The following is a 12,752-nucleotide window of genomic DNA, read 5'->3' as shown; positions in this document are numbered from 1 at the left end:
TTTTAGTAGGCATCTTGTGTCATATATTCTATTATTCTGCTAAAAAACACCTACCAAATCAGCACATATGTTAATCTTATAGGTATTCAGCCAGAAATTGCCTTCATATTCAGCAATATTATGCTTTCAAGGCACATCCACTGTCCGCGACACGGCTATAGCAAGCCTCAACCAACCGCCACATCAGAGATGTCCTCCAGGCAGCATGCTGCAATCGCTTTATCAGCCCATCTCACCGCGGATATCAATCTTAGGCGGTTCAATTGGATAATTGCCTGTAAAACATGCGTCACAGTAACCTGTCTGTCCACATATCATCTCGCTTAACTTGTCAACCTCAAGATAGCCTAATGAATCTGCTCCGATAATTTCACAGATTTCATCTACAGAATGGCCTGATGCGATAAGCTGGTCTTCTGAAGGAATATCTGTTCCAAAATAACATGGGTGAAGGAACGCCGGCGAACTTATTCTTACATGAACTTCCTTAGCACCTGCTGCCTTAAGAAGATTAACAATTCTTGCACTTGTTGTTCCTCGTACAATCGAGTCATCAATCATGACAACTCTCTTGCCTGCAACTGCTTCCTTAAGTACATTCAGCTTAACCTTAACGCTTGATTCTCTCTGTTCCTGCTTAGGCTTGATGAATGTTCGTCCAACATAGTTATTCTTGATAAATGCATTACCATAAGGAATTCCTGATTCCATTGAGAAACCAAGTGCTGCCGGATTACCAGATTCTGGAACACCTACAACAATATCAGCTTCTACAGGATGAGTCTTTGCTAAGATTCTACCTGCATTAATTCTTGACTCATATACGCCCATTCCGTCAATCTTGCTGTCTGGTCTTGCAAAATATATGTATTCAAATATACATCTTGCTGTATTTTTCTGGCAGAGTGACTTATCAGACTTGATTCCGTCTTTAGTAATAGTAACAACTTCACCAGGCTCAACATCTCTTACAAACTCTGCACCTACAGTATCGAGTGCACATGTCTCTGATGATAAGAAGTATGCATTATCTCTCTTACCGATACATAATGGCTTGAAACCAAATGGGTCTCTTGCTCCGATAAGCTTTCTAGGACTCATTACGATAAGTGAATAAGCACCCTTAATCTTCTTCATCGCATTTAACACAGCTCCCTCAACAGTAGGAACATTAAGTCTTTCTCTTGCGATTAAGTAAGCAATAACCTCTGAATCAATAGTTGTCTGGAAGATAGCTCCTGTATAAGAAAGCTCTTCACGCAGTTCAACCGCATTAAGAAGATTACCGTTATGTGCCATACCAAGAGTTCCCTTAACATAGTTAAGAACAAGTGGCTGAGCATTCTCACGGCTGCTGCTTCCGGCTGTTGAATATCTTACATGTCCGACACCTATATTACCATTAAGCTTTTCAAGCTTTTCAGGATTAAAGACTTCATTAACAAGTCCCATATCCTTATATGAAAGAACCTTTCCCTTAGGTCCTTCTGTATCACTGACTGCTATACCGCAGCTTTCCTGTCCTCTGTGCTGAAGGGCAAAAAGGCCATAATATATTGTAGATGAAACATCATTGCCATCGAAATCATATACACCAAAAACTCCGCATTCCTCATGAAGTTCATCTTCAGCATAGTGGCTGTCATTAATATCAATCTGATTCATAATTCTCCATTCCTTATCGCCTGTGATTATTTGCGGGAAAAATCCTTGCCTGTAAGAAGCTTATATGCTTCCTTGTACTTCTCAACTGTCTTCTCGATTACATCATCTGGAAGTAAATAATCACTGTCTGGATTAGCCTTTAACCAGTCTCTTACAAACTGCTTGTCATATGATGGCTGGCTCTTTCCTGCCTCGTATCCTTCTAATGGCCAGAATCTTGAGCTGTCTGGTGTAAGCATCTCATCACCGATAACTACATCACCATTCTCATCAAGACCGAATTCAAACTTAGTATCTGCAATAATAATACCCTTGCTTAAAGCATACTCTGCACACTTCTTGTAAAGAGTGATAGTTGCATCCTTAATCTTAGTAGCATACTCAAGACCTTTACCTGGGAACTGCTTCTCAAGAACTTCAATACTCTTCTCAAATGAAATATTCTCATCATGGTCGCCAATCTCAGCCTTAGTACTTGGTGTGTAGATTGGTTCAGGAAGCTTCTCTGATTCCTTAAGTCCCTCTGGAAGCTTAATTCCACAGACTGTTCCGTTTTCCTTGTAGCTTGCCCAGCCACTACCTGTAATGTATCCTCTTACGATACACTCAACAGGAAGCATTGTAAGCTTCTTGCAAAGCATGCTTCTTCCAATATATTCATCCTTGTGGAAGAACTCTGGCATGTCATTAACATCAACTGAAACCATATGATTAGCAACAACGTCCTTAGTATAATCAAACCAGAACTTTGACATCTGTGTAAGAATTGCTCCCTTTTCTGTAACCTTATTCTTTAAAATGTGATCAAATGCTGAGATACGGTCTGTAGCGACCATAACAAGCTTGTCATCGCAATCATATACTTCTCTTACTTTTCCTTCATAGAGTAATTCACATTTTCCCATGAGTTCATCCATCCTTTTCTTCTTAATATAATTATTAGTTAAAAAGTTATCAAACCGTAGTGTTTATGCGGTTTAAAAACAAACAAAAATATTATATACCAGCGTCCATTCAAAATCAATAGACTTTATCTTTTGCAATAATACATTGCGCATTACCTCATTAAAGTGTATTATTAAAAATATAAATATAGTCAGTTTTTAGAAGTGTACTATTCACTTGGATAATAATATTAAGATGGGAGATTTTATTATGGCTAATGGAATTGAAAAAAGACGTTTTAAAAGAATGAAAGCAGACCTGTCACTCAATGTTTCATCTTTATTTAAGCAGGATAACATGGAGATTAAAAATCTTGATTCTCCTATTAAAGTTATCAATATATCTGAAGGTGGAATTGCATTTGAATCAAAGAGCATGCTGCCTATCAACTTCTATTTTAACGCTGCACTTAATCTTGGCTCTGAAACAGATACTCTCTACAGTGTTGTCAAGATTATAAGAAGTCAGGCGATTGAGGGCACTGACAATTATCTTTATGGCTGCGAGTTTGTCGGTATGGCACCGATTCTTGGTTATATCTTTGATGAATATGAGGCTAAGATTGAAAAAGAATAAAGAGTCACAATAGACATCCCCTCAATAGTAGGTAATTATTATGAATAAGAAAAAGATATGTCTCTTAATTGGTGCAGTTTTAATTATTATTTTAATAATCTTACTAAGACCACGTCATATCAAAGTCAGTTTGTCAGACACAGACGACTTATCTGTTGTAAGAGAAGGCAGCGAAATCAGCCTGACACAGAATGAGAAGAACCAGCTAATTGACATAATAGAAGATATAACTGTTATGCCGTGGCTGTATCCGCAATCAACTGGCTGGACATATAGAATATTTACTGATAACCGTACCAACAACATTATTATACTCAACAACAAAGTCACAATTAACAACATAACTTACCGTCCATTTGGAAAATCAGCAGCAAATGTTATAGATTATCTCGACAACATTTATAACAAAAGTCTTGTAACAATTAACATAGCCAATGCTGACAGCATTACTGTCACCAACCAGTCTAATCATAAGACTGCCGTTTTTGATGGAAATAAACTTAAAGATTTAACAGATGCTCTGGCTTTCACTCCATCGCACCCGGTTACTTTCTATAATGATGCTGATTCATATGTACAGTATGTACTCAACATACAATATAAAGATGGCTCTTCTGAAGAACTGTCTATTGTAAAATGCCCTGCAATTCTTTACAAAAACCAGTATCTGAGTGTTGACTTATATGCATTGGAATTGATTCAGGAAGAAGTTGGCAACTAATGCAATATGAGAGCCATTGGCTAAATACGAACAATTATTAGCAGCCCAAGCAGAAAAGAAAAATTATGACACAATGGAAAAAGTTGCATGCCATTCAATCTAATAATGAATAACATGCAACTTTTTAATTGTTCTCATTAAATACCGTATCTATTTAATATTTTCTTTCTATTGTGTATTGCATTAGAATATATTTCATGTTATTATACAATTATGTTAAATATTATATTTAACTGTCTGGCAGGTTTTACATTTCGCCAATTATATCCACAAAACAATATAGCAATACGAATAGAGGAGGAATTTTATGGGGAATACTGCACCTATTATGGTGGCAAAAGGAAAGATTGATTATGGTCTGACTAATGATTATATGTTTCGTGCAATACTGCAAAAAAGCAGAAAAACACTGATTGGACTAGCAAGTGCATTGCTGCATCTTAACCCTGAAGATATTAAGGATATTGAAATAACCAATCCTATAATATTAGGTGAAAGCATTAATGCCAAAACATTTATACTTGATGTAAATATTCTGCTTAATAACAGTAGAATGCTGAACCTTGAGATGCAGGTTAATAATCTGCACAACTGGGAAAACAGGTCATTATGTTATTTATGTTCAGACTTCAGCCAGCTTAATAAAGGTGACGCATACGAAGATATTAAACCTGTTATCAATATTGGTATTCTTGATTATACTTTATTTGAAGACGCACCGGAATTCTACGCTGAATTTGAACTATTGAATAAGAAAACTCACAGAAGGTATAGTGACAAACTTGGTATCAGTGTGTTAGACTTAACTCAGATAGATATGGCGAGTGATGAAGACAAGGCTTATGGAATAGACACATGGGCCACTGTCTTCAAGGCTAAGACATGGGAGGAGTTGCGTATGGCTGTTCAGAGTAATGAATATATGAAAGATGCAGCAGAGACTTTGTATGAGCTTAATAGTGACGAAACAATCCGCCAGCAGTGTGAAGCACGAAGACGGGCTGAGATTGAAGAAAAACATATGCAAGATAAATTGAAGAAACTAGAGGAAGATAAGGAAAATCTCACAAGAGAAAAAACTGAATTACACATAAAATTGCAAAATGAAATATCAGAAACCGAAAAGTGGAAAGCTAAATACGAACAATTATTAGCAGCCCAAGCAGAAAAGAAAAATTAATACACAACGCATAAATCCCAGCAACACATATATCAGTGCTGCCGGGATTTCTTTATAATATCTCATAAGTTGTCTGTTCGCTTGTAAGACAGTCGCATCCAACACGGTTCTCACCGCTTGTTACGAATGATGAAGCCTTAATGTGTATATCTGTGATTGTCTCAGGCATATCCTTTAACGGCTCTATGACAACCGCTTCCTTTGCTCCGAGGCAATTAATTCCCTCGAAATTAATATTCTTAATATAAGGAATATCGTCCTTGTCAATTCCGTTAATCTCTTCATTTCTGTTAAGCAAATTAAGCACATATGACATTGTAAGAATTATTGCCTGTTCCTTAATATCAACCATATTAATATTCTTTACATTAATATTCTCGATAACGCCGCCTCGTCCGAGTGCACTCTTAATGCGGACTCCGACATCAGTTCCAAGAAAAGTACAATTCTCTACCAGTACATTTTTAATGCCTCGACTCATCTCACTTCCGATAACGAAACCGCCATGTCCCTTATTAACAAGGCAGTCATGGATATATACATCCTCACAAGGTCCTTCAATCTGTCTTGCTACGGCATTCTTGCCTGACTTTAAACAGATTGCATCATCACCTGTTTCAAATGTACAGTTATGTATATGAACCTTCTTGCATGATTCAACATCAATTCCATCACCGTTCTGCGCATAATATGGATTGCTCACCGTAACATTTCTTACTGTAAGATTCTTACAGAAAAATGGGTGTATATTCCATGCCGGTGAATTCATAAATGTTACACCATCAAGAAGAATTCTTTTACAGTGACGAAGACTTACCATTACAGGTCTGTAGAAATCATAATACTCGCTTGCTTTCTCAAGTGCATTCTCAGCGTCAAGCTGGATATTATGCTCATTACCTTTAAATGAGCTTTCTGTCGGCATCCATATGCCGCCCTCTTTAGTATCAATTGTGTACTGGCTCTTTTTCATAAGCTCCTGCCACTGTCTCTCAGTCATCTTAAACTGTTTTACAGGACGCCACAGATCACCGCTTCCATCAATAACACCGCCACCGGTTATACCGATGTTAATAGCATTTTCAGCTGTGATAGGAGACTTGGCTCTTATACACTCCTGACCTTCATAGTTAGTGATAATAAGTGGATACTGGTCAATATCTTTAGAAAATTTAAGTATTGCATTCTTCTCAATTCTTAACTCAACATCGCTCTTAATCTCGATTGGCGCTGTAAACCAGATTCCCTCAGGAATCACAACAGTTCCGCCGCCCTTTTCTGAGATATAGTTAATAGCCCTGTTTATAGCATCAGCATTTCTTGATGCATCTTCAATAGTATAGCAGTATGGTCTTGCACCATAGTTGTCAACATATACTATTCTGTCAACAAATGCCGGGAGTTTTACATCAAAATTAACTTTTTTCATTCCACATCTCCTTTTAGTTTTAAGTTCATGTGTTACTTTAAAAGCTCCTGTAACAAAGCATTTACCATTCCCGGATTAGCCTTGCCCTGCATTGCCTTCATTGTCTGTCCGACAAGATAGCCGATTGCCTGCTTTTTGCCGCCTTTATAATCAGCAACTGACTGTGGGTTATCAGCAATAACCTTCTCAACTGTTGCTCTGAGCGCGCCTTCATCATTAACCTGCTTTAAACCGTGTTCTTCAACATATGCGTCAACATCAACATTTTCTGCAAATACATGCTCAAATATTTCTTTAGCTGCTGCATTGTTGATTTCCTTTTTCTCAACAAGAGTAATAATCTTGGCAAGGCTTTCAGGTGAAAATGTTAATTCCTCGGCTCTGAATTCTCTTCCAGTCTTAGCTGATTCTTCCTTCATGAGTCGCATTGTCTCACCCATAATCCAGTTAGAAACCTTCTTTGGCTGGTTGCAGATTGCTGTAGCTTCCTCAAAGATTTCTGTGAACTTCTTAGAATCTGTAAGAATCTCTGCATCGTATTCAGGAAGTCCGAATTCTTCAATATAACGTGCCTTCTTCTCGTCCTTGAACTCTGGCTGTTTTGCCTTAAGCTCTGCTAAATACTCATCACTGATGTGAATTGGAACAAGGTCTGGATCTGGGAAATATCTGTAATCCTGCGCATCTTCTTTTGAACGCATAGCATATGAATATTCCTTGTCATCATTCCATCTTCTTGTTTCCTGTACAACCTTCTCGCCTGCTTCGATTAAGTCAATCTGTCTAGCTGTCTCGGCCTTAATTGCTCTTTCAATCGCTGCAAATGAATTGAGGTTCTTAGTTTCTGTTCTTGTTCCGAACTCGCTTGAACCACGCTCTCTTACAGAGAGGTTGACATCGGCTCTCATAGAACCTTCCTGAAGCTTGCAGTCAGAAGCACCAAGATACTGGATTGTTGTTCTTAACTTAGTAAGATAAGCAATAACTTCTTCTGCTGAACGCATGTCTGGTTCAGAAACGATTTCGATAAGAGGCACACCTGAACGATTATAATCTACATATGACACGCCTTCCCACTCATCATGAACAAGCTTTCCTGCATCCTCTTCCATATGAATCTCGTGGATTCTTATTGTCTTTTCTGTTCCATCTGATAATGTAACATCAACATGACCGTTACGGCAGATTGGAAGATAAAGCTGTGAAATCTGATAATTCTGTGGGTTATCAGGGTAGAAATAATTCTTTCTGTCAAACTTGCAGTCCTGTGTAATTGTACAGTTAGTTGCAAGTCCTACTGCTGCTGCATATTCTACAACCTTCTTATTAAGAACAGGAAGAGAACCTGGCATACCTGTACACACAGGGCAAGTATGTGAGTTAGGCGCTCCGCCGAACTCAGTTGAGCATCCGCAGAAAATCTTTGTCTTAGTAGCTAATTCAACATGGACTTCAAGTCCGATTACAACTTCATAATCTTTCATACTTATGCCTCCCTCCTATTCAAATCTTCCTCGTGCCTGCTCATAAGCGTAGCCTGCACGGATAAGGTTATTTTCTTTAAAGCAGTCGCCAATAAGCTGTAAGCCGATTGGAAGACCATTCTTGTCCTTACCGCATGGAACAGAAAGTCCCGGAAGTCCGGCAAGATTTACAGAGATAGTATAGATATCTCCAAGATACATCTTAATAGGGTCAGAAAGTGATGAACCAAGCTTTGGTGCTGTTGTAGGTGCAACAGGTCCAAGAATTACATCGTATTTTGCAAATGCTTCATCAAATGCTTTCTTAATAAGAGCCTTAACTCTTAATGCCTTAAGATAATAAGCGTCATAATATCCTGAACTTAATACGAAAGAACCGAGCATAATTCTTCTCTTAACCTCTGGTCCAAAGCCCTCTGAACGTGTCTTCTTGTACATGTTGTGGAGTCCTTCGTATTCTTTAGTTCTGTATCCGTATTTAACACCATCGAATCTTTCAAGGTTAGAGCTTGCTTCTGCTGCTGCGATTGTATAGTAAGTAGGAATTGCGTACTCAACAAGGCTTAAATCAAACTCTTCGACGATTGCGCCCTTGCTCTCAAGAACTTTGGCAGCGTTAAGAACAGCTTCCTTAACCTCAGGGTCAAGACCTTCTCCAAAATAATCTCTTGGAATACCGATTCTCATTCCCTTAACATCATCAACTAATGCCTTTGTAAATGAATAATCATCTCTTCCAATTGATGTTGAGTCCTTATCGTCCTTGCCTGCGATAGCTTCCATAATAGTTGCACAGTCAGTTACATCCTTACATAAAGGTCCAATCTGGTCTAATGATGAACCATAAGCGATAAGTCCGTAACGTGAAACTGTTCCATAAGTTGGCTTTAAGCCTACAACACCACAGTAAGAAGCTGGCTGTCTTATTGATCCACCTGTATCAGAACCAAGTGCTGCAAAGCACTCATTAGCTGCTACAGCTGCTGCTGAACCACCTGATGAACCACCAGGTACATGCTCAGGATTGCGTGGATTCTTAGTTGCACCAAATGCACTTGTCTCAGTTGTAGAACCCATCGCGAATTCATCCATGTTAGTCTTTCCGATAATTACAGCTCCGGCATTCTGAAGTCTTTCTACAGCGTCTGCTGTGTAAGTTGGAACGAAATTACCAAGTATCTTTGATGAGCATGTAGTAAGCATGCCCTCTGTACACATATTATCTTTGATTGCAAATGGTACTCCGGCCAAAGGTCCTGTAAGCTTACCTGCCTTGATATCCTCATCTGCTTTCTTAGCTGCTGCAAGAGCTTTTTCCTTGTCAAATGTGACATAGCAGTTAAGCTCATCTTCAGATTTTTCAATCTGTGCAATAACAGCTTCCATAGCCTCTGTTGCTGTTGTCTCACCCGCTTTAATCTTAGCAGCCAGTTCAACAGCTGTATAATCTAATAAACTCATATGCGTCCTTTCTATGATTCAACAGTTTTAGGTACAATAAATCCTGATTCATTACATTCAGGTGCATTAGCAAGAGTTGCCTCGCTTCCGTCACCATTAGTAACAACATCTTCTCTCATTACATTATTAACAGGGAACACATGTGACATAGGTTCTACCCCTGTAGTATCAAGCTCTCCGAGCTTGTCAATATAATCAAGCATGCTAGCCATATCCTTCTTGGCAGCTTCCTTCTCTTCATCAGAGAGTTCAAGCTTGGCAAGGATACCAACATACTCAATTGTCTCATCACTAATTACATTAGCCATGTGTGCGTCTCCTTTCGTTGTCGTTATATACGCCTGGAGAAATTGGATAAATCATCACAAGACACGCTTTCGCTACTTGTCGCTCGCAGCGAGAGCGTGCCTTGCGGTGAACTTATAAACCTCGCAGTCGTCCGTATGCCTCCTAATCCCTAACCTTAATATGAACTTCCCTAAGCTGCTGCTCTGTTACCTCATTTGGTGCTCCGCACATTAAATCCTGTGCTGTTCCGCTCATTGGGAATGGAATTATCTCACGGATATTCTCTTCATTTCTAAGGAGCATAATCATACGGTCAACACCTGGTGCCATACCTGCGTGTGGTGGTGCACCAAACTGGAATGCATTGTATAATGCTCCAAATTTTGCCTTTAATACTTCTTCGTCATATCCGGCAATTTCGAATGCCTTAACCATTATCTGCATGTCATGGTTACGAACTGCGCCTGATGATAACTCTACACCGTTGCAGACAATATCATACTGGTATGCAAGGATATCAAGTGGATCTTTTGTATTAAGTGCCTCAAGTCCACCCTGTGGCATTGAGAATGGATTATGTGTAAATCCAATCTTCTTAGTTTCTGGATCTCTTTCAAACATTGGGAAGTCATTAACGTAGCAGAATCTGTATGCATTTTTCTCAATGAGGTCAAGTCTCTCACCAAGTTCGTTTCTGATCTGTCCTGCAAAGTATGCTGCTCTGTCTTCCTTATCAGCGATAAAGAAGATTGTATCTCCTGGCTGAAGTCCTGCAAGGTCTTTGATTTCTCCCTTAAGCTCTTCTGGAATGAACTTATCAATTGGTCCCTTGTAGCTTCCGTCTTCAAGAACCTCAAGGTATCCAAGTCCGCCCATTCCGATTCCTGTAGCGAACTTAAGTAACTTCTCATGCTGTCCCTTTGAAAGCTTTGCATGTACATTGATTGCTCTTACAGTCTTGTTCTGGAAAGGCTTGAATGTACATTTGTTGAAGAACTCTGAAAGGTCGATAATTCTAAGTGGATTACGAAGATCTGGCTTATCTGAACCAAACTCAAGCATTGCCTGCTTGTAGCTGATGATTGGATAAGGAGCCTGTGTAACTTCATATCCTTCTGGTGCGAATTTTGCAAATGTTTCTGTAAGAACCTCTTCACCAATTCTGAATACATCTTCCTGTGTAGCAAAGCTCATCTCGAAATCTAACTGGTAGAATTCTCCTGGTGAACGGTCAGCTCTTGCATCCTCATCTCTGAAGCAAGGTGCAATCTGGAAATATTTATCAAAACCAGATACCATAAGTAACTGCTTATACTGCTGTGGTGCCTGTGGAAGAGCATAGAATTTACCCTTATATTTTCTTGAAGGTACGATATAATCTCTTGCGCCCTCTGGTGATGAAGCACAAAGAATAGGTGTCTGGATTTCAAGGAATCCCATGTCTGTCATCTTCTGACGAAGGAATGCGATAACCTTTGATCTGAATATCATGTTATCCTTAACCTTCTGGTTTCTTAAATCAAGATATCTGTACTTAAGACGTACATCCTCTCTTACTTCCTTAGAAGTCTGTACTTCAAATGGAAGCTGCTGGTATACCTGTCCAAGTATTGTAATCTTCTTAGCTTCAAGCTCAATTGTTCCTGAAGGAATCTTAGGATTGTATGTCTCCTCATCTCTCTGCTCCATAATACCCTCGATAGCGATACACTCTTCCTTATGAATACCATCAAGTAATGTTGTATCACGAAGTACTACCTGAAGTACTCCATACATATCTCTTAAATCGATAAATGAAACTCCTCCGTGGTCACGGATGTTCTCAACCCATCCTGCAACCTTTAACTCCTTGCCGATGTAACTTTCATTAACTTCACTTAAGTTAACATCTCTGTACATGTTTGCCATTGCAATCTCCTTTCTTTTCTGGACAGGCAAAATGTTATGTCCTGTCAAATAAAATAATAATACCTAACATCCTGCTATGCTTTTTCGCGCAAAAAAGCCCCAGGATGTAATATACATCCCGGGGCGAATAAACTGTGTTATCCGCGGTACCACCCGCATTGAAAAGTTCTAAACTTTTCATCTCATTGCACTTAACGCGTGTAACGGAATGACCTACCCAGCCGTGGCTGCTCAACCATCCAACTCCAGAGCGTTCCTCTTATCAATTCCCTGCGTATGCTTTCAGTCGGTGGCATCGCTTTCCTGTCAGGTTCCATGAAAAGAAGTCTCTTTCACAGTCTTTAAGATATTCATATAGTTAAATGATAACATAGTCAATATCACTTTTCAAGTGCGAATTTTCCCTGTATGAAATTAATATACATTTTTATGAATTATGATGGTACTTTTCTCAATTTATTATCTTAATTAAATAAGCTTAATTGTCTTTACCATTGCATCCATATTCTTCTTTATTAGCTCAATCTTATCTGCTGACTGTGACTGTTCCTGCTCAAGACCGAAGAAACCAACAGTATTAGGACCAGCCTCAAGCACATATCCATATATATAACAATCCCATGTCGTATCCTTATCACTACTTGACTTTGCTAGAGTAAGCTTTCCTTCAAACTTCTTCATCTTTATTCCATTAATCTCTGTATCAGTAACTGATGCTACTGTCACAGGAACATCCTTTGTATACCCATTTATCTGCTCTGAAATACCATCATCAGTCCATAAAAGCTGTGATATACTTTCAACTATAGTCTCTTTCGTAACAGATGTGAGTGGTAATACACTTTTTTTATCAAATGATCTTGATATATATAGGTCTGTCTTGTCCTTCGAATTATATATTATTTTTCCACCGCCACCAGTAAATGTATATCCCTTAGGTATCTGTGCTGTAAATCCATTAAATATACTAATTTGACTTTCTAACTGGTCATTACTCTGACTAGTTGACTTTTCTTCACTCTTAGAACTGCTTTCCTGCGTCTGGCTAACCTGTGAGTTCCCTTCATTACCAGCAGTTGTTGTATTCTCCTTCTT

The 12,752-nt window shown here is 38.8% G+C and carries 11 protein-coding genes; 3 read left to right on the top strand and 8 right to left on the bottom strand.

What is annotated here, in order from left to right:
- Positions 1-222 precede the first annotated feature (222 nt).
- Entirely contained in the window at positions 223-1,665 is a 1,443-nt protein-coding gene (gene purF, locus GKE48_RS13695; protein ID WP_022098707.1) for an amidophosphoribosyltransferase, read from the bottom strand.
- Between the two features lie 26 nt (positions 1,666-1,691).
- Positions 1,692-2,582 (bottom strand): phosphoribosylaminoimidazolesuccinocarboxamide synthase, encoded by an 891-nt coding sequence (locus GKE48_RS13690; RefSeq protein WP_172676025.1) that lies wholly within the window; start codon positions 2,580-2,582, stop codon positions 1,692-1,694.
- Between the two features lie 238 nt (positions 2,583-2,820).
- Here GKE48_RS13690 and GKE48_RS13685 point away from each other — a divergent pair, with 238 nt between their 5' ends.
- The 3 genes from GKE48_RS13685 (at position 2,821) to GKE48_RS13675 (ending at position 5,087) form a co-directional block, all read left to right on the top strand.
- Positions 2,821-3,186, top strand: coding sequence for a PilZ domain-containing protein (locus tag GKE48_RS13685; protein WP_242854968.1), 366 nt, complete (start codon positions 2,821-2,823; stop codon positions 3,184-3,186).
- Positions 3,187-3,226: 40 nt separating this feature from the next.
- Positions 3,227-3,907, top strand: a complete 681-nt coding sequence (locus GKE48_RS13680; protein WP_055216855.1) for a hypothetical protein — start codon at positions 3,227-3,229, stop codon at positions 3,905-3,907.
- Between the two features lie 307 nt (positions 3,908-4,214).
- The gene (locus GKE48_RS13675; RefSeq protein ID WP_055216857.1) at positions 4,215-5,087 is read left to right on the top strand and encodes an Rpn family recombination-promoting nuclease/putative transposase; all 873 of its coding nucleotides are present in this window, start codon (positions 4,215-4,217) and stop codon (positions 5,085-5,087) included.
- 52 nt (positions 5,088-5,139) lie between these two features.
- Here the strand turns inward: GKE48_RS13675 and GKE48_RS13670 are convergent, their stop codons facing one another.
- The 6 genes from GKE48_RS13670 to GKE48_RS14625 form a co-directional block, all read right to left on the bottom strand.
- On the bottom strand, positions 5,140-6,516 hold the full coding sequence (locus GKE48_RS13670; RefSeq protein ID WP_055216858.1) for a glycoside hydrolase family 28 protein: 1,377 nt from the start codon (positions 6,514-6,516) through the stop codon (positions 5,140-5,142).
- Positions 6,517-6,548: 32 nt separating this feature from the next.
- Positions 6,549-8,000 (bottom strand): Asp-tRNA(Asn)/Glu-tRNA(Gln) amidotransferase subunit GatB, encoded by a 1,452-nt coding sequence (gatB, locus tag GKE48_RS13665; protein ID WP_022098713.1) that lies wholly within the window; start codon positions 7,998-8,000, stop codon positions 6,549-6,551.
- Between the two features lie 15 nt (positions 8,001-8,015).
- Positions 8,016-9,461 carry an Asp-tRNA(Asn)/Glu-tRNA(Gln) amidotransferase subunit GatA gene (gatA, locus tag GKE48_RS13660; protein ID WP_055216860.1) on the bottom strand — a complete coding sequence of 482 codons (1,446 nt, stop codon included), beginning with the start codon at positions 9,459-9,461 and terminating at the stop codon, positions 8,016-8,018.
- A gap of 11 nt (positions 9,462-9,472) precedes the next feature.
- Complete coding sequence (gatC, locus tag GKE48_RS13655) at positions 9,473-9,769, bottom strand: Asp-tRNA(Asn)/Glu-tRNA(Gln) amidotransferase subunit GatC (RefSeq protein ID WP_012738698.1); 297 nt, start codon at positions 9,767-9,769, stop codon at positions 9,473-9,475.
- Between the two features lie 142 nt (positions 9,770-9,911).
- On the bottom strand, positions 9,912-11,657 hold the full coding sequence (gene aspS / locus GKE48_RS13650) for an aspartate--tRNA ligase (RefSeq protein WP_012738696.1): 1,746 nt from the start codon (positions 11,655-11,657) through the stop codon (positions 9,912-9,914).
- 468 nt (positions 11,658-12,125) lie between these two features.
- Positions 12,126-12,752 (bottom strand): hypothetical protein (locus GKE48_RS14625; RefSeq protein ID WP_173016949.1); only part of this gene is annotated, 627 nt, incomplete at its 5' end.

The sequence above is a fragment of the Lachnospira eligens genome (genome assembly GCF_009680455.1).
In the GTDB taxonomy this organism is placed as follows: domain Bacteria; phylum Bacillota; class Clostridia; order Lachnospirales; family Lachnospiraceae; genus Lachnospira; species Lachnospira eligens_A.
Note: the sequence above shows the minus strand (reverse complement) of the source record. Positions and strands in the feature narration are given on the sequence as shown.